Origin of the sequence: Caballeronia sp. DA-9 (assembly GCF_051615025.1) — a bacterium.
Classification (GTDB): Bacteria; Pseudomonadota; Gammaproteobacteria; order Burkholderiales; family Burkholderiaceae; genus Caballeronia; species Caballeronia sordidicola.
Map to the genome: position 1 here is coordinate 80,921 of NZ_CP195131.1, position 21,326 is coordinate 102,246.

At 61.6% G+C, this 21,326-nt stretch carries 18 protein-coding genes; 8 read left to right on the forward strand and 10 right to left on the reverse strand.

The window, feature by feature from the left end; genetic code table 11:
- Positions 1-10: 10 nt before the first annotated feature.
- Complete coding sequence (solA, locus tag ACRWA7_RS00350; protein ID WP_438390580.1) at positions 11-1,183, forward strand: N-methyl-L-tryptophan oxidase; 1,173 nt, start codon at positions 11-13, stop codon at positions 1,181-1,183.
- A 195-nt stretch (positions 1,184-1,378) separates the two neighbouring features.
- Entirely contained in the window at positions 1,379-1,552 is a 174-nt protein-coding gene (locus ACRWA7_RS00355; protein WP_438390581.1) for a hypothetical protein, read from the forward strand.
- Between the two features lie 102 nt (positions 1,553-1,654).
- Here ACRWA7_RS00355 and ACRWA7_RS00360 read toward each other — a convergent pair whose 3' ends face one another.
- From ACRWA7_RS00360 to ACRWA7_RS00390, 7 genes are all read right to left on the reverse strand, one after another.
- Positions 1,655-2,875, reverse strand: coding sequence for an ABC transporter substrate-binding protein (locus ACRWA7_RS00360; protein WP_438390582.1), 1,221 nt, complete (start codon positions 2,873-2,875; stop codon positions 1,655-1,657).
- A gap of 50 nt (positions 2,876-2,925) precedes the next feature.
- Positions 2,926-3,636, reverse strand: coding sequence for an ABC transporter ATP-binding protein (locus tag ACRWA7_RS00365; RefSeq protein WP_438390583.1), 711 nt, complete (start codon positions 3,634-3,636; stop codon positions 2,926-2,928).
- Positions 3,633-4,421: an ABC transporter ATP-binding protein gene (locus ACRWA7_RS00370; RefSeq protein ID WP_438390584.1), complete on the reverse strand. Its 789-nt coding sequence runs from the start codon at positions 4,419-4,421 to the stop codon at positions 3,633-3,635. Before ACRWA7_RS00370 ends, ACRWA7_RS00365 begins: the two co-directional genes overlap by 4 nt.
- On the reverse strand, positions 4,418-6,340 hold the full coding sequence (locus ACRWA7_RS00375) for an ABC transporter permease (RefSeq protein WP_438390585.1): 1,923 nt from the start codon (positions 6,338-6,340) through the stop codon (positions 4,418-4,420). Before ACRWA7_RS00375 ends, ACRWA7_RS00370 begins: the two co-directional genes overlap by 4 nt.
- A 399-nt stretch (positions 6,341-6,739) precedes the next feature.
- Entirely contained in the window at positions 6,740-9,466 is a 2,727-nt protein-coding gene (locus ACRWA7_RS00380) for a c-type cytochrome (RefSeq protein WP_438390587.1), read from the reverse strand.
- Positions 9,467-9,470: 4 nt separating this feature from the next.
- Positions 9,471-9,989, reverse strand: a complete 519-nt coding sequence (locus ACRWA7_RS00385) for a (2Fe-2S)-binding protein (protein ID WP_438390588.1) — start codon at positions 9,987-9,989, stop codon at positions 9,471-9,473.
- 16 nt (positions 9,990-10,005) lie between these two features.
- Positions 10,006-11,166, reverse strand: coding sequence for an FAD-dependent monooxygenase (locus ACRWA7_RS00390; protein ID WP_438390589.1), 1,161 nt, complete (start codon positions 11,164-11,166; stop codon positions 10,006-10,008).
- Between the two features lie 332 nt (positions 11,167-11,498).
- Here ACRWA7_RS00390 and ACRWA7_RS00395 point away from each other — a divergent pair, with 332 nt between their 5' ends.
- The 6 genes from ACRWA7_RS00395 (at position 11,499) to ACRWA7_RS00420 (ending at position 18,919) form a co-directional block, all read left to right on the forward strand.
- Positions 11,499-12,251, forward strand: a complete 753-nt coding sequence (locus ACRWA7_RS00395; protein WP_060857591.1) for a maleate cis-trans isomerase family protein — start codon at positions 11,499-11,501, stop codon at positions 12,249-12,251.
- A gap of 53 nt (positions 12,252-12,304) precedes the next feature.
- Positions 12,305-13,132 carry an alpha/beta fold hydrolase gene (locus ACRWA7_RS00400; RefSeq protein ID WP_438390590.1) on the forward strand — a complete coding sequence of 276 codons (828 nt, stop codon included), beginning with the start codon at positions 12,305-12,307 and terminating at the stop codon, positions 13,130-13,132.
- Between the two features lie 10 nt (positions 13,133-13,142).
- The gene (locus ACRWA7_RS00405) at positions 13,143-14,177 is read left to right on the forward strand and encodes a 2,5-dihydroxypyridine 5,6-dioxygenase (protein ID WP_438390591.1); all 1,035 of its coding nucleotides are present in this window, start codon (positions 13,143-13,145) and stop codon (positions 14,175-14,177) included.
- Between the two features lie 25 nt (positions 14,178-14,202).
- On the forward strand, positions 14,203-14,841 hold the full coding sequence (locus tag ACRWA7_RS00410) for an isochorismatase family protein (protein ID WP_060857588.1): 639 nt from the start codon (positions 14,203-14,205) through the stop codon (positions 14,839-14,841).
- Between the two features lie 491 nt (positions 14,842-15,332).
- Positions 15,333-16,649, forward strand: coding sequence for an MFS transporter (locus ACRWA7_RS00415; protein WP_438390592.1), 1,317 nt, complete (start codon positions 15,333-15,335; stop codon positions 16,647-16,649).
- Between the two features lie 23 nt (positions 16,650-16,672).
- Complete coding sequence (locus tag ACRWA7_RS00420) at positions 16,673-18,919, forward strand: molybdopterin cofactor-binding domain-containing protein (RefSeq protein WP_438390593.1); 2,247 nt, start codon at positions 16,673-16,675, stop codon at positions 18,917-18,919.
- A gap of 78 nt (positions 18,920-18,997) precedes the next feature.
- On the opposite strand, the gene ACRWA7_RS00425 is transcribed toward ACRWA7_RS00420, so the two are convergent.
- From ACRWA7_RS00425 to ACRWA7_RS00435, 3 genes are all read right to left on the reverse strand, one after another.
- Entirely contained in the window at positions 18,998-19,612 is a 615-nt protein-coding gene (locus ACRWA7_RS00425; RefSeq protein ID WP_438390594.1) for an OmpW/AlkL family protein, read from the reverse strand.
- 173 nt (positions 19,613-19,785) lie between these two features.
- Positions 19,786-20,292, reverse strand: a complete 507-nt coding sequence (locus ACRWA7_RS00430) for a MarR family winged helix-turn-helix transcriptional regulator (RefSeq protein WP_438390595.1) — start codon at positions 20,290-20,292, stop codon at positions 19,786-19,788.
- 64 nt (positions 20,293-20,356) lie between these two features.
- Positions 20,357-21,310, reverse strand: a complete 954-nt coding sequence (locus tag ACRWA7_RS00435) for a quinone oxidoreductase family protein (protein WP_438390596.1) — start codon at positions 21,308-21,310, stop codon at positions 20,357-20,359.
- Between the last annotated feature and the right edge of the window lie 16 nt (positions 21,311-21,326).

The window sequence follows — 21,326 nt, forward strand, 5'->3', positions numbered from 1 at the left end:
AGGTGGATCAATGCACGAAGAGCGATGCGATGTTGCAGTTGTCGGACTTGGCGCCATGGGTGCGGCGACGCTTTATCAACTGGCCAGGGCTGGCGCTGACGTAGTTGGCATCGACCGGTTCGCGCCGCCGCACGATCAGGGTTCGAGCCACGGCGACACCCGCATCACGCGACTGGCAGTAGGCGAAGGCGCGGCTTACATTCCGCTTGTGCGCAGGTCGCACGCCATCTGGCGCGAGCTAGAGGCGCAAAGCGGCGAAGCGCTTTTCGAGCAATGCGGCGTGCTCGTGATGACTTCGAGCGAAGCGCCGGGACGGCACCACGGCGCAGACGATTTCACGGCGCAAACCATCGAACTCGCGCGACGTTACGGCATCGATCACGAGGTGCTCAAGGCATCGGAGATTCGCGCGCGCTTTGCGCAATTCGGGCCAATTCGCGACGACGCCACCGGTTACTTCGAACCCGAAGGCGGATTCGTGCGTCCGGAGCGGTGTATCGCCGCGCAACTGGATGCCGCCCGACGACACGGCGCAACGGTGGTCACGGGCGTGACCGTTTCTTCGATAGAGTCAGCGGGCGGCGTAGTTCGGGTCAAAACCGCCGACCGCACATTCGTGGCGAACAAGGTCGTCACATGCGCTGGAATGTGGTCCGCCGGTTTGCTGGGCGAACCGTTCAGCGCGTTGCTGAAAGTCTGCAGGCAAAAGTTGTTCTGGTTCAGGCTCGAAGCGCCATCGATATTCGCTGAAGTCTCCCCGACTTTCATCCTCTCGCACGGTCCGTCGGAAACGGATATCTGCTACGGTTTTCCGCCCATTCCCGGCGAAAACAGCATGAAAATAGCGACCGAGCAATATACGGGACTCGATTCCATTGACTCGCTGGATCGCACTGTTTCGGAGGCGGAAGTCGCGCAGATGTATCGGGATCATGTCCTGGGCAATTTCGCGGGCGTGACGCCTGAACTGGTCAAAGCCAGCGTTTGTACCTACACGGTTACGCCCGACTACGGATTCATTATCGACGAACATCCAGCGCTTGCGAATGTGACGGTGGTATCGGCCTGCTCCGGACACGGCTTCAAGCACTCTGCGGGAATCGGCGAAGCGGTGGCGCAGCGGTGCCTGACAGGCCGGAGCGACGTGGACCTTTCGGCGTTTTCGTTAAACCGCTTTCGTTAAGCATCTTCGCCAAACCATCTTGCGACCGGTAATATTTGCGTTTCTCGAAGCGCCGAGCACTCGCCATTTCCATCGAATTAGCCGTGGAAAGCCGCGCTTTTCACGCAATTGCTTTTTCACCCACGGCCTCACAATTCACCTATGCCAGCTTTTCTTGCAGGCAGCCTCAGGAAAACAATTCGGTTCGGGGATGAAATGAGCACGTTGATGTGGATCTTGTCTGTGTGGGCGACGGCTGCATTGCTTGTCGTGTTGTTCGTGCACGGCGCGAGTATCAAGTCGAAGCCGCCGGCCAAGCGCAAGCCGGCCGACGCACGCACACCGGCAGATTCATCGGAGAATCTCCGCCGCATTTCCTTCGAAGGCTGAACGCTTCCAACAACGTCGGCCCCAAAAAAAGCCGCGCCCGTTTCCGGGCGCGGCTTTCGTTTTACAGCCGGTTCTTGCAGCTGGCTCCCGCAGTCAGCACGCTCAGTCCGCCGGGCGCATCTTCGCCACTTCGGCATCCGATGGCTGCACGCTCGCGCCATCGACATACCGGTACGACGTCATCACGCCCTTGCCATCCTTCAACGCGGTCGTACCCACATACGCGCCCATGGTCGACTGATGGTCTTGCGCACGATACGAGATCGGGCCAAACGGTGTATCGACGGACAAGCCCTTGAAGGCTTCGGAAAGCTTCTCGGAATCGGTCGATTTGGCCTTCTTCAGGCCATTCGCAATGGACATCAGCGCCGAATAGCCGACCACCGATCCAACCCGCGGATAGTCATGATATTTCGCCTGATACGCCGCGACGAACTTCTTGTTCGCAGGGGTATCGATTGAATACCACGGGTAGCCCGTCACGATCCAGCCAACCGGCGCTTCAGCGCCCAGCGGATCGATATATTCAGGTTCGCCCGTCAGCAACGACACCACCGAACGGTCCTTGAACAAGCCGCGCGTGTTGCCTTCGCGCACGAACTTGCCCAGGTCGGCGCCGAACTCCACGTTGAAGATGGCGTCGGGCTTGGCGTCGGCGAGCGCCTGCGTGACCGCGCCCGCATCGAGCTTGCCGAGCGGCGCAGCCTGGTCGGCGACGAACTCCACGTCAGGCTGCGCAGCCTTCAACAAGCGCTTGAATGTCGCCACCGCCGACTGACCGTATTCATAATTCGGATACACCACGGCCCAGCGTTTCTTGTGGAGCTTCGCGGCTTCGGGCACGAGCATGGCGACCTGCATGTACGTGGATGGACGCAGCCGGTACGTGTATTTGTTGCCGTCCTCCCAGACGATCTTGTCGGTCAGCGGCTCGGCGGCAAGGAAGAATATCTTGCGCTGCTTTGCATAGTCGGCGAGCGCGAGACCGGTGTTCGAGAGAAAGCCGCCGAACAGCAACGAGACCTGCTCGCCGGTCGCCAGTTCCTGCGCAACGCGAACGGTGTCGCCCGGGTTGCCGTTGTCGTCGCGCGAGATGACTTCGAGCTTCTTGCCGTCTATACCGCCCGCCGCATTGACTTCGTCGAGCGCCATGTTCCAGCCATTCTTATATGGCCCGAGGAACGCCGGCTGCGCCTTGTAGCTGTTGATTTCGCCGATCTTGATGGTGTCGGCGGCAAGCGCGCCGGTCGACGCCAGGGCGGCGGCCAACGGCGCAAGCATCAAAACGGTCAGGCACAGCCGCGATCCAGCACGCGTGGTCATAGTTGTTCTCTCCAGAGAGGGCATAGATTGATGCTGAGAAGGAAACCGCTTTATACACTGAGGTACGCACGCCGCACGGCTTCGTCGCGGGCAAGTTCATCTATGGTGCCGCTGAAGCGGATCTGTCCTTTCTCCAGCACATACGCGCGGTCGCTGACCAGTTCGGCGAAATGCATGTTCTGCTCGGAGAGAAGAATGGAGAGTCCTTCGCGCTTCAATTCGAGAATCATGTTCGCCATCTGTTCAACGATGATCGGCGCCACGCCTTCGGAAGGTTCGTCGAGCAGCACGAGATAGGGATTGCCCATCAGCGTGCGCGACACGGTCAGCATCTGCTGCTCGCCACCGCTCATCTGGCTGCCCGGACGGTTCGGCATTTCGCCGAGATTCGGGAACAGCTTGAAGAGCTTCCCGGGCGTCCAGCGCGGCGCGTCTTCACGTGGCGGCTGGCGGCCGGTATCGAGATTTTCCATCACGGACAGATCGCCGAACACGCGGCGGTCTTCCGGCACGAACCCCATGCCAAGCCGCGCGATGCGATACGGCGGCAAGGTTGAAATTTCCTGTCCACGGAAACTGATCCCGCCACGCCGCGTGGGCAGCATGCCCATAAGGGCTTTCATGGTCGTCGATTTACCCGCGCCGTTGCGGCCCATCAACGCGACCACTTCACCGCGGCCGACTTCGAGTCCGACGTCATAGAGAATTTGCGCGCGGCCATAGAACGCGTTCAGGCCCGACACTTTGAGCATGGCCGTCATCGCGCCACCCTGTCTTCGGCCAGCGACGCACGCGGCATGAACGATTTCCCCGTGCCGAAGTACACTTCGCGCACGCGCGGATCGTTGCGCACGGTCTGCGCATCCCCTTCGCCGATCAGTTTGCCGCGTGCGAGCACGATGAGTTTGTCGGCATAAGCGAACACCACGTCCATGCTGTGCTCGGTGAACAGCACGCCGAGCTTGTGGTCGATCACGAGTTGCTTGGTCAGCGCCATGAGGTCGTTGCGCTCCTTGGGCGCCATGCCCGCGGTCGGTTCGTCCATCAACAGAAGTTTCGGCTTGTTGGCAAGTGCAATGGCAAGCTCGACGCGCTTTACGTCGCCGTATGCGAGCACGCCGCACGCACGTTTTGCATGCGCCGCCATGCCGACCTGTTCGAGCAACGCGAGGGCTTCGCCGGCATGCAGCGACGGCGCTGGTTTCCACATGTTGAATAACTGGCGATCGCGCGAGACCAGCGCCATCTGCACGTTTTCAATGACCGTCATGGAGTTGAACGTGGCCGCGATCTGGAAGGTCCGTCCAACGCCCATGCGCCAGATATCGCGCGGACGTTTTCCGGCGATCTCCTGTCCATCGAAAAGAATGGAGCCCGAGCTGGGTCTCAACTGCCCGTTGAGCATGTTGAAGCAGGTCGATTTACCCGCGCCATTCGGGCCGATCAGCGCAAGCAGTTGTCCGGCTTCGAGGTCGAAGGAAACGTCGTCGACCGCCTTGAGGCCGCCAAACGATCTCGCCAGATTCGATACGCGCAGCAAGCTCATGACGCCTCCTTGGCGGGTTGCGGCGCTGCGCCGTGATCGGCGTCACGGCGGGAGTCGAGCTTGTGCTGCACGAAGCCCACGATCCCCTGCGGGAACGCAATCACGAGAACCAGGATTGCGCCGCCGAGCAGCGCCTGCCAGTAGTCGGTTTGACGCGCCACCGTATCCTGCAACCAGGTGAACACCGCCGCGCCCACAACAGGCCCGGTCAGTGTCTGCAAGCCGCCGAGCAGCACCATCACGAGGCCGTCGACCGAACGACCCACGCTGATTGCCTCCGGCGAAATGGAACCCTTGGAGAACGCATACAACGAACCGGCCAGCCCGCAAAACAAGGACGCAATAATGAACGCGACCCATTGAATACGCTTTACATCGATACCAATGGCTTCTGCCCGCAACACCGAATCGCGCGATGCACGCATGGCATAGCCGAGCGGCGAGAACAGCATGCGCCTGAGCATCCACACGCCGATCACGGCGAACAGCAAGGTCAGGTAGTAATACGCGATCGGCGAGCTCAGCCATGCCGATGGCCACAGGTTGAGAATGCCATTGCTGCCGCCCGTCACCGCGTCCCACTGGTACACGATCGACCACACGATCTGCGCGAAGGCGAGCGTCAGCATCGCGAGATAAACACCCGACAAACGCACGCAGAACCATCCGAATACCAGCGCGCCGACGCCCGCGAGGACGGGGCCCAGCACAATGGCCGCTTCCATCGGCAGGTTGAGGACTTTCAGGAATAGCGCTGCGCCATAGGCTCCGAGGCCGAAATAAGCGGCATGGCCGAACGAATGCATGCCGCCGGGTCCCATGATGAAATGCAGGCTCGTTGCAAACAGGACAGCGATCAGGATTTCAACCAGCAGCACGGGCATGTACGGAAACACGCCCGACAACAATGGCGCAAGCAACAGCACCGTGAGGACAATGCCAGCAAATATTTTCAGCCGCGAATCCGCGCGGCGCAGCGGCGTTTCGGCGAACGCCATGGTGCGAACGGCGGTCTGCGCGCGGCCAAGCAAACCCCACGGCCGCACGACCAGCACGATCGCCATCACCACAAACTCCGCCACGAGCGTGAACTTGCTGAGCGAGAACACCACGCCGCCAATGGTCACGTCGCCAATGCCAATGCACAGCGCCTTGATCTCCGCGATCAGCAACGCGGCCACGAACGCACCCGGAATCGATCCCATGCCGCCGACCACGACGACGACGAAGGCGTTGCCGATGGTATCGAGGTCCAGCGAAAGATTGGCCGACATGCGCGGCACTTGCAGCGCGCCGCCGAGACCCGCCAAGAACGCGCCGATAAAAAACACGCCCGTGAAAAGCCACGCCTGATTGATCCCGAGCGCGCCGAGCATTTCGCGGTCGCTCGTCGCGGCGCGCACGAGCGTACCGAGCCGCGTGCGCGTGAGGCCAAACCACAACACGGCGAGCACGATGGGACCGATCACGATCAGCGCAATGTCATAGGTTGGCAGCGAGTGGCCAAGCAGGCTGACCGCGCCGCCGAGCAAGGGCGCGCGCGGACCGAACAGGTCTTCCGGGCCCCAGATATAAAGCGCGGCATCGCGGAAGATCAGCACCAGCGCGAAGGTCGCGAGCAAGTGGAACAATTCGGGCGCCTGATAGATGCGCCTGAGCACGATCATTTCCACGAGCGCGCCGATCACCGCCACGACAATGGCTGCTGCAAGCATCGAGAGCCAGAAGCCTGCGACCGTTGAACCAAAGCGGCTCGCAATGCTATAGGCCACGTACACGCCAAGCATATAAAACGAGCCATGCGCAAAGTTGACGATACGCGTGACGCCAAAAATCAACGACAAGCCCGATGCAACCAGAAACATGGCGCATGCGTCCGCTAGTCCGTTGATGAGTTGCACAGCCAGATTCGACAACATGACGCCTCTATCGCTTGGGGTTCATCAGTAAGACGGCGCGCGTCTCGCGCAGCGCTGGATCAACTCATCAATACAAATGTACACGCTCTAATTCTAGTCTTCTATGCAATGAGCATGCCTGTTTTTAGGCTAGTGGCTTTTACTAGGTATTTTGGCTTAAAACCATTATCCAAAAGGCATTTCACGCTGACGGATCGCTGACACTCGGACACTGCGCAGTCCCGCACTGCACCTTTAAAACCCAGCGTACACGCCATAGTCTCTGTTACGGTGCGAAGGTCCCGCTATTGGTGCAATGCCGCGACGCAGTGCAGCGGGGCATGACAGGTTATCGGCCGATTATAAGAAGTGTTGGACGAAAGGGCCTGAACCAACCGCGCGCCCCTACGAAGCGAATATTTAATGCGCGTGCTTCCGAACCCGCGCCGACGCCTGTTCAAGATCCTTCCACGGCGCTTCGTTTGGCGCAAAAGTCGCGCGAATATACGTCACGAGTTCCGCCATCTGACTATCGTCGAACGAATCCCTGAAGCCGGGCATGTAGCCAAGCGCGTCGGTCGCGGGTGCATCAATACCGTTTTGAATGACCTTCAGCAGGTTGTCCGGCGTGGCTTCGCTCACGCTTGTATTGAGCGCAAGCAACGGACGCACGCCGAAGTTGCCGACACCGCCCGTCACCGCATGACACACCGCGCACGCGCCTTCGAAAATGCGGTGGCCACTGTCAAGGCCTTGTAGCGTGACGGCGTCTGATTTAGGTTGCGCAACCTGCGTTGGTTTGGAGGCGTCGGACGTATCCGACAACGAAGCCACGTAGTGCGCCATGGCGCGCACATCGGCTTCCGGCAGCGTCGACAGACTTGCGACGACCGGCGCCATCGGTCCTGCAGCAACACCGTGTTCGGGCGAGAAGCCGGTCTTGAGATAATCGTAGAGCGCCTGCTCGGTCCATTTGACCGGCGCTTTGGAGTTGCCGACAAGCGATGGCGCGACCCATCCCTCCGCGCTGCCGCCCGTCATGTACAAGCGGCCGCCCTTCTCCGCGCCGAACATGTTGCGCGGCGAATGACACGCGCTGCAATGGCCGGCGCCATCGACGAGATACTGGCCGCGATTCCATTGCGCCGAGCGCGTTGGGTCCGGCTTGAATTCGCCTTGCTTCAGATACAGCGCGTTCCATCCCGCCACCAGCGCGCGCTGGTTCAGCGGAAACGGCAGGCGCGTTGGCGGCGGCGCATTTTCGACCGCAGGTTGCGACATGAGATACGCGTAGAGCGCGGTCATGTCCGCTTCGCTCATCTTCGTGAACGCGGTGTAGGGAAACGCGGGATACAGATGATGCCCATCGCGCGAAATGCCCTGACGCATTGCGCGATCGAAGGCGGCGAACGACCAGTTGCCGATACCCGTCTTCGGATCGGGCGTGAGGTTGGTCGTGTAGACCATGCCGAACGGCGTTTCGAGGCCCAGGCCACCCGCGTTGACCGCACCGCCGGGCGCCGTGTGGCAGACGGCGCAATCGCCGAATTCGGCGACTTCCCGGCCACGCGCGATGGTGGCTTCGGACCATGTGGAGGCCAGTGGGCGCGCAATGGGTTCAATGGGTGCACGGAGCGGCCAGAGAGAGCACGCGAGGCCGATCACGCCGCCCACGCCACCCGCCGCCAGCAGCGCCTTCAGCGAGCGCCTGCCGCGCTTCGGCGCGCCCACGAACGACGACGCCGATCCATCCAGCGCCGCGCGCACGCGTTCCGGCGTGAACGGCGGCGCGCGAAAGCGCACGCCGGTTGCGTCGAAGAGCGCATTGGCGATGGCGGCCGCTGCCGGCGAAGCATCGATGCTTTCGATCGCGATCTCGGCAGGCAACGTTGAAGACGGCGCCAATGCCAGTTCGTGCGATACCGCCTGCGCGTCGGGCGTTTCATCGTGCGAGGGCCGCGCGGTGAGTTGCAAACCCAGTGCGCGCGAGGCCGCCGCCGCGATCAGCCGCGCTGGAACGCCGCCCATGTTGCCGAGCCTTCGACGTCCGCTCGCGCGTCCCGCGACCACGCGATTCACGGCCACGTCGCCCGTTAGCCGATTGACGTCGAGATCGACAATCCATGCCGAATACGCGGGCGTTTCGGCGTCGCGCTTGTGTTCGTCGAATGCGAAACCTCGGCCGTGGACAATCGCGGTAGTGCGCGTTTGCCTGGGCTTGCCTCCCCACGCGGCGCGCTCGGCAATGGTGTCGATCAACGCGCGCGCGCCGTCCTGCTCCACGGGATCGAGATGATCGAGCCGGAACGACACGGGGTCGCGCTGATTGTCACGCGCAATTTCATCGATAAACGATTCGCGCGCGAATGTGTGCGCGGCATCCGGAATGAGTCCGGCCGGATCGTCGGTCAGCGACCGGGAACGGCGGGAGAAGTACGGCCCCGAGTCTTCAGCGGCAGACGCTTCGTTGCCTGAAGATCCTGGTATGCGCGCCTCGTATTGCCAGTCGAGCAGCGTGCCTGTGCTATCGAGCGAAGCGGCAACGGCGAACGTCGCTTCCCGCGCGTTCGCCAACGATAAATATACACCGACACACACCGCGCCGCCCACTTCGTTCATCAACATGACGGCCGCCATGGCGGCGTGTGTTGCCAACGCCAGATCCGTGGCCTTGCTCTCGTCCAATGAATGGAATTCGAAGTGCCCGGCGGAAAATCCTGTCGCGGCAACAAGCTTCGAAAGCAAATCCGCATTGGCGGGCGCACGCGTCCACAACGAAACCAGATCGCCATCCATGCGCGCAATCGCCTCGCATGGCGTGAAAGAATCCGAAGAGAGAGGCCATGCGTAATGCGCTTGGTGCTGAAGGTCCGAACGCGCGACCGGCAGCGAAGCAGCGTCCACGCCCGCGCCGGGAACATCGATCAGACGGCGCGCCGCGTCACATGCAAGCTCAAGCCGGCCCGCAACAAACGCAGCCACGCTCCCTGTGTGAATCCAGCGCACGCCTTCGGTCCGCAAGGCAGCAGCACGCTCCAGCAACGCGGCGTCGGCGTTCATCAGCACACATGCGTGAAGCATCGAATCGGGCAGCAGCACGGGCTGGCCGGAATCCCGTTCGCGCATGGCGTCCAGTGCACGCGTCATTGATTCAGCGCCCTTCTTCGCGTTTCAGGTACTCGATCGCGCGATGCACGGCCTTCATGATCTCGATGTGCGTGCCGCAGCGGCACAGGTTGAAGCGCAGCGCGTCGCGGATCGCGGCGTCATCGGGCTCGGGATTGCGATCGAGCAGCGCCTTCGTGCTCATGATCATGCCGTTCAGACAATAGCCGCACTGCGCCGCCTGTTCGTCGATAAAAGCACGCTGGATGGGATGCAGCGCATCCAGTGTGCCGAGCCCTTCGAGCGTCACCGTTTCCCGGCCGACCGCCGCCGCAACCGGCACCACGCATGAACGCGCGGGACCGCCGTCGAGCAGGACCGTGCATGCGCCGCATTGCCCGAGGCCGCAGCCGTACTTCGGGCCATTCAATTCGAAATCGTTGCGCAGCACATAGAGCAAGGGCGTGTCGCGCGTCACGCCTTCGAGCGTGCGCGACGAACCATTGACGGTCATGGTCAATGGTTCGGGAGCCGGCGACACAGACGCAGATGCGGACACGCTCATGTTTGATTTATCGGAATCAGACCGCAGCTACCGATGCCTGTTTCGCCACCGGCGCCTTTAACGGCTCGTTGAACACGTCATACGCAAACACCCACGCCGGATCTTCGTTCGTGCGCAGCCACGTGTTGTTATGCGAGACCAGTTGCACCTTCGAAGCACGCTCCGCGCGATTCGCTTCATACAGCGCGAACGCGCTGGCGTAGTCGTTCACACCGGCCTCGTCCAGGCAGCGCGTCAGCATGGCCGCATCTTCGATTGCCATGGCCGCGCCCTGCGCCATATGCGGTTTCATCGGATGGCAGGCGTCGCCAAGCAGCACCAGGCGGCCGCGGCTCCACAACGGCAAGGGATCGCGCTCCAGCAGCGGCCACTTCGTGACTTCCGGCGTGGCGTCGATCAGCTTTTGCACCGAAGGATGGTAACCCGCGAAAACTTCGCGCATCTCGTCGCGGCTGCTCGGCGCAACCGATTGTCCCGCCGGCCACTCGGCTTGCGGAACGCCGGTCACGTAATAGATTTCATCGCGTTTGGACGTGACGTAATACACCATCATATGACGATCTTCCGACCACCACTTCACGCACAGATCGAACGGATCGGCGCCGAGCAGCGACGCCGGAAACACGGCGCGGTGCGCCACATAACCCGTATAACGCGGCGGTTCGGCGCCCAGCAGATGGTCGCGGATCTTCGAATTCACGCCATCCGCGCCAATCACGATGTCAGCCGTCTCCACGCTGCCATCGGCAAACGTGAGGCGCACATCCTTGCCGGTTTCTTCGATCTGGGTCAGGCACTTGTTGAACTCGATGGTGCCAGGCTCGACCGCCTCGGTCATCAGCGCATGAAAGTCGCCGCGATGCACCGTGAGATACGACGCGCCGTATTCCTTCTCCGCGAAGTCGCCAAGCGGAATCTGGGCAATCGCTTCGCCGCTTTTCCAGTCGCGGCTGTACCAGAAGTCCGGATGCGATCCCATGACGTTGAGCGCATCTTCGCAACCGATGCGACGCATGATCTTCATCACATTCGGTCCGAGATGAATGCCTGCGCCAAGACGCGAAAACGCCGGAGCCTGCTCGTACAGACGCACTGAATACCCGGCGCGCTGCATCAACGCGGCTGCCGCCGTTCCTCCGAGGCCCGCGCCAACAATCGCGATACGGGGTGTGCTCATGATGATCTCTCCATGTCTGGCGCTCGGGCAAAAATTGCTTCAGCCGAGCCTGTTGAATGAACTGATATCGAGTGTACACATTGAATTATTTTGGGTAAAGAAAATTTGCATTTGATCCAGTCAAGTGCGAACAAGCCCTTTATAGGTGCGATTTATCAGGGTTTTCACCAACATAAAGCATGCGTGCACCAGCAAAAAATATTTGTGGAAACTTGTTATATTCCAATGTGTACACTAGAATTTCCTGACGCAATCAACGCACCGCATCGCGCATCCAAGCACTGAACCTATCAAGCCGCCCCGCGTGGCTCACGAAATACGGAGTCGAACAGATGAGCAAGAACTTCCGCATCGGCCAGATCGTGCCGAGTTCGAATACCACGATGGAAACCGAGATCCCGGCCATGCTGCTCGCGCGCCAGGCCATCCGCCCGGAGCGCTTCACGTTCCATTCGAGCCGCATGCGCATGAAGAAGGTGGTGAAGGAAGAACTCGCGGCCATGGATGCGGAATCGGACCGCTGCGCGCTGGAACTGAGCGACGCGCGCGTGGACGTGCTGGGCTATGCGTGCCTCGTCGCGATCATGGCGATGGGACATGGTTATCACCGGGTTTCCCAAAAGCGGCTGCACGAACGTACGGTCGAAAACGGCGGCTCGGCGCCGGTCATCACGAGCGCGGGCGCGCTGGTCGAAGCACTGAAGGTCATCAAGGCAAAGCGTATTGTGGTGGTTGCGCCCTACATGAAGCCGCTGACGGAACTCGTGGTGGATTACATCCGCTCGGAAGGGTTTGAAGTCGTCGACTACCGCGCGCTCGAAATTCCCGACAATCTGGATGTCGGCCGCCACGACCCGCGGCTCTTGCCGGAAATCGTGAAGACGCTGGACTACAAGGACGTGGATGCAATCGTGCTGTCGGCCTGCGTGCAGATGCCGTCGCTCGCCGCCGTGCCGCAAGTCGAGGCCATGACCGGCAAGCCGGTGATTACGGCGGCGATTGCGACCACCTACGCCATGCTGCGCGAGCTCGATCTCGAACGCGTGGTGCCGGGCGCGGGCGCGCTGCTCTCCGGCGCATATTGACCGCGCCGTTGAACCTTTCATTGAAAGCTTTCGACTCATCTACGGACCCCGCGATGGACTCAACCTTGCTCTACGGCGCGAATGTCAATGCCAATGGCATTCGCCAGCATTTCCTGCGCTATGGGGGCGCCGACGGCGTGCGCGCCGGCCGCCCTGCCGTGATCCTGATTCCGGGCATCACGAGCCCCGCAGTGACGTGGGGGTTTGTCGGCGAAGTGCTTGGCCGCCAGTTCGATACCTACGTGCTCGATGTCCGCGGCCGGGGTTTGTCGGAGGCATCGGCCACGCTCGACTACAGTCTCGACGCGCAAGCCGCCGATGTCATCGCGCTGGCTCAGGCGCTCGGCCTCGAACACTATGCGCTCGTTGGCCACTCGATGGGCGCCCGCATTGCCATCCGCGCCGCCCGCAGCGCACCAAAGGGCCTCACGCGCACGGTGCTGGTCGACCCGCCCGTATCCGGTCCCGGCCGCCGCGCGTATCCGGCGAAACTGCCGTGGTACGTGGATTCGATCCGCCTCGCCCTCAAGGGCATCGACGCCGAAGGCATGCTCGCCTTTTGTCCGACCTGGACCGAAGAGCAACGGCGCCTGCGCGCGCAATGGCTCCATACCTGCGACGAACGCGCGATGCTGACTTCATTCGAAGGTTTCCATACCGACGATATCCATGCCGATCTGCCGCACCTGCGCGTGCCGTCGCTACTTATCACGGCGGCGCGCGGCGACGTCGTGCTCGACGAAGACGTCAAGGAAATGCAGGCGCTCGCACCCGGTCTGCTGCACACGCGCGTGCCGGACGCCGGCCACATGATCCCGTGGGACAACGAAGCCGGCTTCTACGCAGCATTCGGCGATTTCCTCGGCGCAAAGCTTATTTAAAGGAGCTGTCATGCCTATCAGCGATTACGAAATGATTGCCGCGTGGAAAGAGGTGCTGACGTTGTCGAACCTTGAAGCCGGCCAGACCGTCACCATTCTCACGAGCGCGTCCACACATCCGCAGACGCTGTCGAGCGCGCTGATCGCCACGCAGTCGATGGGCGCTATCGTCAACCGGCTCGACCTGTTGCCGGTAAATGGCGAAAAGGCGTTGAGCCGCGACTCGCTCGCGTATCTCGGCACCACGCCGCTGACCGGCAATCACGCGGCCATCGCGGCGTTGAAGGAAAGCGATCTCGTGCTCGACCTGATGACGCTGCTGTTCTCGCCCGAACAACACGAGATCCTGAAAACGGGCACGAAGATCCTGCTCGCCGTCGAGCCGCCCGAAGTGCTCGCGCGCATGGTCCCGACCGCAGCCGACCGAACCCGCGTACGGGCCGCGGCGGCGCGCATCACGGCGTCGCGTGAAATGCGCGTGAAGTCGAACGCCGGCACCGAACTGGTTTGTCCGCTGGGCGAATTCCCGGCGATCTCCGAATACGGTTTCGTCGATGAACCCGGCCGCTGGGACCACTGGCCAAGCGGTTTCGTGCTGACGTTCCCGAACGAAGGACAGGCGAGCGGACAGATTGTGATCGATCGCGGCGACATCCTGCTGCCGCAGAAAAGATACGTGAACGACCCGATCACGCTGACCGTTGAGAACGGGTATGCAACGCGCATCGATGGCGGCGTGGACGCCGCGTTGCTCAGCGATTACATGGCGTCGTTCAACGATCCGGAAGGTTACGCGATCTCGCATATCGGCTGGGGTCTGCAGCCACGCGCACGCTGGTCGACGCTCGGGCTTTACGACCGCGAAGCGACCATTGGCATGGATGCGCGCGCGTTCGAAGGCAACTTCCTGTTTTCTCTCGGACCGAATAACGAAGCCGGCGGCAAGCGCACCACGACATGCCATATCGACATTCCGCTGCGTCATTGCGACGTGATGCTCGATGGCGAAGCCGTGGTTCGCGACGGCGTGGTGATGGACCGCTGACACAATCCTGAATCGGAGCATTTGAATGAGCGACATCCAGAGCCATGCGGAATCCGGCGTCTACAAGCAGCAGGGATTCGGTACGCCGTTGCCGGTGAAAGGCAATATCGGCTTGCTGATCGTGGACTTCGTGGTCGGCTTCGCGGACCCGAAGACCTTTGGCGGCGGCAATATTGCGCCGGCCATAAACCGCACCACGCATCTGCTTGCCGCCGCGCGACGCCATGAATGGCCGGTTGCGCACAGCCGCATCGTCTATGCCGCCGATGGCAGCGACGACAACGTCTTCTCGCTGAAAGTCCCGGGCATGGCGACGCTGACCGAGGATCATCCGAACAGCGCCATCGTGCCGGAACTCACGCCGGCGGCCGGCGAACTCGTGGTACGCAAGACAGTGCCATCCGCATTCTTCGGCACGCAGCTCGCGCCGTGGTTATCGCAGCGCGCGGTTCAGACGTTGATCGTGGCGGGCGCGGTGACGAGCGGATGCGTGCGCGCAAGCGTGGTCGATGCCATGTCGCATGGCTTTCGGCCGCTGGTCATTTCCGATTGTGTCGGGGACCGCGCGATCGGCCCGCACGATGCAAATCTCTTCGATATGCAGCAGAAATACGCCGCCGTGATGACGCTGGATGAAGCGCTTGCCGCCATCGAAAATCGATAAGAACACTCAGGTCCGAACGCTCGAGAAGCGCGGCTGAATCAACGCGATTTACCTCGAAAATGTCCCGCCGATCCGGCCCGCGGGACGCTTCAACACGCCTGAAGTAAAAATGATAACCAACTGATTTATAACGATATTTTGTTATAAAAACATTGCATTCCGGATTTTGATTTCGTAACTTTGCAGGTGTCGCGACGCTTAAGTTTTGCACCTTGCACAGCGTGGTCGTCGCCTCTTTGCGGAACTCGCTCTGCCCGCGCCTACAACGAATCACCCAGCCAAAATCCATGAGTCAGTTCTCGCGTTCGCCTTATCCACACAACCGGATGTTCAAGCTCGCAGCGGCAACCGCCGCGACGATTAATTGCGTGCTTCCGTGACGGCGACCGCCGGGCAGTTCGCCGGAACGCTCGGGCTTTATCACCTGTTCTGACCTGTTACAGCACCTTATTTACAGCACCTTATTTACAGCGATTCCCAGGAGACACCTCATGTCGACCCCGATCACGGACACTGCGCGCGGCACGCTGCACACCGACGCCCAGGCGGAACGCGAGCTATACCGAAAGCTCACGTGGCGGCTCATTCCGTTCTTTTGCCTGTGTTATTTCTCGGCCTACCTGGACCGCGTGAACGTGGGCCTCGCGAAGTTGCAGATGCTCGATGCGCTGCATTTCAGCGACACCGTCTATGGACTTGGCGCGGGCCTCTTTTTTGTCGGCTACATTCTTTTCGAAGTACCGAGCAACCTGGTCTTGCAGAAGGTCGGCGCGAAGCTCTGGATTGCACGGATCATGGTCACGTGGGGCATTCTTTCCGGCCTCACGATGTTCGTCAAAACGCCCGGCCAGTTCTACGTCCTGCGCTTCATGCTGGGCGTGGCCGAAGCTGGGTTCCTGCCCGGCGTGCTGCTGTATCTGACGAACTGGTTCCCCGACGCACGGCGCAGCAAGATCATCGCGCTCTTCATGATGGGGTTGCCGCTGTCGAGCTTGATCGGAGGCCCGTTGTCGGGCTGGATCCTGACCTTCTTCGACGGCATGCACGGCTGGCAAGGATGGCAATGGTTGTTCGGGCTGGAAGCGTTGCCGTCCATTGTATTGGGCGCGCTGGTGTTCTTCTATCTGCCGAACACGGTGGAATCCGCCAGGTTCCTCGATCACGATGAGCGCCAGCGCCTGAAGCACGATCTCTCGCAGGAATCGCATGCGGGCAAGCGTCACAGGCTGCGTGACGCATTCACGGACCCCAAGGTATGGGCACTCGGACTGATCGATCTGTGTGTACTGCTGGGCACGTATGCCATCAGCTTCTGGCTCCCGAGCATCATCCGTGATTCGGGCGTCAAGAGTGCGCTGGAAATCGGCATGCTGACCGCCATTCCAAATGCGCTCGCCGTGGTCATGATGCTGGTGACGGGCGCGAGTTCGGACAAGTATCGCGAACGCCGCTGGCATATCGTCGTACCGTTTGCATGCACGGCGTTTGGCCTGATTGCCAGCACGTTCTTCAGCGGCAGCACAGCCATAACGGTGATCCTGTTGTCGATTGCGAATGCAGGCGTTGCCGCTGCCATGCCTGTGGTGTGGGCGCTGCCCTCCACGTTCCTGCGCGGCACCGCGGCCGCGGCAGGCATTGCGTTCGCGTGTTCGATTGCGAATCTCGGCGGCTTTGCAAGCACCTACGTACTCGGCTGGATGAAGGACGCAACGCACAGCATGAGCGCTGGCTTGATCACGTTCGGCTTCCTGATGCTCGCCGGATGTCTCTTGGCGTTGGCGATGCCCAAGAGTATTGTTAATCGATAAGCGCATTTTCAGGAAAACGCGTCATGCCAAATGCAGGAGCGCCTACCCGAGGTGAACTGCTCGCCCGCAACGGCTGCCTGAGCATTGTCAGGCAGCCGGCGGCGCCGGTAAAACCCGCTCCCGGACAACCGGGCAGCGGATCTTCCTACGTTCAGGACACGCCGGAAATCTTCGTCGCAGTGCTGGACGACGGGCGAATTTTCGCGTTCAACGGTCACGTGGATCTGGGAACGGGCATACGCACGTCGCTCGGGCAGATCGTGGCGGAAGAACTCGACGTGGCCGCAGCGCGCGTGCAAATGATCCTGGGCGATTCGACGGAAGTGCCCAACCAGGGGCCGACCATCGCGAGCGCGACGATCCAGATTTCGGCGGTGCCGCTGCGCTTCGCTGCAGCCCAGGCGCGGCTTGCGCTGATCGGGATCGCGGCACAAACGTGGGGCCTGAGCGCGGACCTGCTCCGCACCGGCGACGGCTGCGTGATCGCGCCGGACAACACCCGGCTCACATTCGGCGCGCTGCTTGAAGGGCGCCGCGTGACGCTTGCGCTCGACAACACCGTCGCGGTGAAAGACCCGTCGGCGTATCGCATTGTCGGGCGTTCGGCGCCGCGCGTCGATCTGCCCGCCAAGGCAACTGGCGCGCTCACCTTCGTGCACGACATGCGCGTGCCCGGCATGCTGCACGGGCGCGTCGTGCGGCCGCCGTATGCGGGGCACGATTGCGGCGAGTTCATCGGCAAGATGCTGCTCGACGTGGATCGTGCGTCGGTGGAAGCGTTGCCGGGCGTGCGGGGTGTCGTCGCGATCGGCGATTTTGTCGGCGTAGTCGCCGAGCGCGAGGAGCAGGCCATCCGCGCCGCCCGCGCGCTGCGTGTCACATGGCGCGCGTTGCCTCCGCTGCCTTCTCTGGATGATCCGGCCAGGGCCATATCGAGCGCGCCCGCCAGGCGGCGTTTGCTGCTGGAAGAAGGCGACGTGGAATCGGTCCGAGGTCAGGTCAATACCACTACGCTCGCACGCACCTACGTCTGGCCGTACCAGATGCATGGGTCCATAGGACCATCGTGCGCGCTGGCGGACTATCGCGATGACCACATCACCGTGTGGTCGGGAACACAGAATCCGCTGAGCTTGCGCTACGACCTGTCGGTTCTCGTGGACCGCGCGGAAAGCGATATCGATATCGTGCGCATGGAAGCCGCCGGATGCTACGGCCGCAATTGCGCCGACGACGTCTCCGGCGACGCGCTGCTGCTTTCCCGCGCTATGCATTGCCCGGTACGCGTGCAGCTAACGCGTGCCGATGAACATCAATGGGAACCCAAGGGAACGGCGCAAGTGGTGGACGTGACCGGCACGGTGTCGGACATGGGCGAGACGCTGGGTTATGAATTCGCGTCGCGTTATCCGTCCAACGATGCACCGCTGCTCGCGCTGCTGCTCACGGGCGCAACGCCTGCCGAACCTCGCGTTTTCGAAATGGGCGACCGCACGGCGGTTTCGCCCTACACGTTCAAGCATCGGCGCTTCGTGTGCAACGACATGGCGCCGCTCGTGCGCGCGTCGTGGTTCAGAGGGGTATCGGCGCTGCCGAACTCGTTTGCGCACGATGTGTTTATCGATGAACTCGCGTTCGAGGCCGGCGCTGATCCGCTCGAATTCAGGCTGCGTCATCTGGAGGACGAACGCGCGCGGGAGTTGCTGGAGGCAGTCGCCACGCGTGCCGGCTGGCAGCGCCGCGTCACGCGCAACGACCCGGACGCGCGCGTGCTGCAAGGACACGGCGTGGCGTACGCGCGCTATGTACACAGCCGCTTTCCGGGTTTTGGCGCGGCGTGGTCGGCGTGGATCGTGGATCTGGAAGTCGACCGTGTGACCGGCGAGATTCGCCTGAAGCGCGTGACCGTTGGACAGGATACCGGCACGGTGGTCAATCCGGATGGCGTGCGTCATCAGATTCACGGCAACGTCATCCAGACGCTCAGCCGTACTCTGAAAGAGCGTGTTCGCTTTACCGATGGTCTTGTCGCGAGCCGCGAATGGGGCAGTTATCCGATCCTGACGTTTCCGGAATTACCCGCTGTCGATGTCGTGCAGATGGAACGTCAAGGCGAACCGCCGCTGGGTTCGGGTGAATCGGCTTCGCTGCCGGGCCCGGCGGCAATCGCCAATGCATTGTTCGATGCCACCGGCGTCAGGTTCCGGGAAGCGCCGTTCACCGCCGACGTGGTGCGTGCGACGCTGCAGGCGGCGATGACGGCGGTTTAGAAACACGGCGTTGCAGGGCGCCGCCCTCGTTCCGAGTCCCATGTTCCGTCAACGCCGGCCCGAATTTCCAGCCTCGGACTAGAAGCGCATCCCCACGCCGATACCCACCACCAGCGGATCGATCTTCAGCGAACCGAGCGACGTGTCTCCCGCGGAGGCACTCGTGCGCATCCAGATCTTCTTGATATCGGCATTCACGAACAGATTGCGCGCGACCTGCACGTCAACGCCGGCCTGAAGCGCGGGGCCAAAGCTCGAGTTCTTGATGGAGACCGGCGTATCTCCGGCGTGCAGGCCGTTGTTGTAGAAGAGCGTGTAGTTCAAGCCCGCACCGACATAAGGACGCACCTTGCCCGCGGCATTGAAATAATATTGAAGCAGCAGCGTGGGCGGCAACACGTTCACCCCGCCGAGCGCGCCCGTGTTGGATGTCACCTGGTGGCGTGAGGTCGCGAGGATGAGCTCGACCCCAATACTCGGGCGCACCATATAAACAAAATCAAGTTCAGGGACGATGGCGTTATTGACGCCCGTCCCAATAGCGCCCAGCGTTCCGCCCGCCGAAACATCAGGCTGAATGCTGATCGCCCTGACGCGCGCGAGAATGTCGCCCTGATCCGCATGAACAGACGAACTTGCCGTTGCCAAAACAGCGCAGGCAAATGCGATTGCGATGGATATGTTCTTCTTCAAAATTCACCCCGTTTCTTGGTCCGGCGTCGAATGAAATCGCCATAACAAGATTTTCTATGGAGGTGGATTTTGTCGTTTGATATGGATCAGCGAATGTATTACGGGCTGCGAACTTCGTTGAGCATGTCTATAAAAACCCACAGGCTCGTGCAGACAGCACACCGGTCTTCCCGCTAATTCTCCTCTGCTCGCGTCATCGCCTTCAGCAAATAGACGATTGCCACACGCTCGGCCGGATTCAGTCCGCCGAATGTCTGCTCGCTGACCTGCTTGGCGAAGGGAATGCTTTGATCGATCAACGCGAGGCCTTCAGGCGTGGTGCGAACGATAAGCTTGCGGCCATCGAGCGGATCAGGCGAGACCACGATCAGCGAGCGCGCCTTGAGCCGCTCGACCACGCCGCGGATGGTCGCCTGATCGATTGCGGTCGCTTTCACAATGTCGTTGAGCGAGCAGGATTGCTGCTCCTTCACCGCGCACAATGTCACGAACTGCGCGGCGGTCAGGTCCGAATCCGGAATGGCCGCCTGGAAAATGGCGACGTGGCGCTGATACGCGCGCCGCAGCAGATGGCCGATCTGCTCGGAGAAGTGATACTCGTCAACGCCGGGAATGACGGGCGAAGCGGGAACGGCTGCATCGGCGCGAACAACCGGAGCGGAAAGGGATTTTTTAGCCATGCGGCAATTGTAGCGTACACGTTATACCTCCGGCGATGCACCGCGCAGCGATCAATCGTCGCGGTCAAGGTATGAAAACCGTGCGGCGCAAGCTGTCCGCGTTGTCCCAATGCGCGCCGAGATCCGCCAGAGGCACGGCGTGGGTCGCGATCTGCAATCCAGCGGGTGCGGCTGCTTCGAATACGCCCAGCATGGCATTTAGAAGACGCGGCAGCGGAACGCTGCCAATTCCGCTGCCGAGCAGGGTGATCGCCGCCGCGCGCAGGACGGCGGACGGCAACGGGATCTCCGCGCCGCCAATCGAACCGATCTGGATGAAGCGCACCGGATGATCGTCAGGCGAGGCTTTCGCCGCCGCAATCAGCAGCGACCGGGCGCTCGCGCCCCACAAGTAATCCAGCACGACATCCACGCCTTCGCGAAACTGCGATTCGAATGCTCCGTTCAGCGCGCCCTCGTCCTGCGCCAGTGAAATCGTCACATCCGCGCCGGCCGACTTCAACGATGCCAGCGCATCCGTGCGCCGGCCCGTAGCGATGATCTTCCGCGCGCCAAGCCACTTCGCGACCTGCACGGCGAGGCGGCCGGAACTGCCCGTTGCACCGTTCACGAGCACGGTTTCTCCCTTCACGAATCTAGCCCGTTCCACCAGCGCCGCCCAGGACGACATGCCCGGAATCGCAATCGCCGCGGCCGTGACGTCATCTATTCCATCGGGCAAGAGAACGCAATTCGCTTCCGGCGCGATGCTGTATTCGGCCATCGAACCGAACGGGTCTTGCGGCTTGAAGAAATAAACGCGGCGCCCGTCTTCCAGACGCCCGGTGCCATCGACGCCCGCAACAAACGGAAATTTCCCCACCGACGAATAGTGCGACCCCGATGCCTTGGACCGCGTGACGTGACTGAGCGCGGACGCGGTGACTTCAATCAGCCGATGACCCGCTATGGGAACAGGTTTATCGAAATCGGCGTAAGCGGGACCAGTTCCTGGCACTTTGACGACTGCAGCTTTCATGGCGTTTCCCTCAATA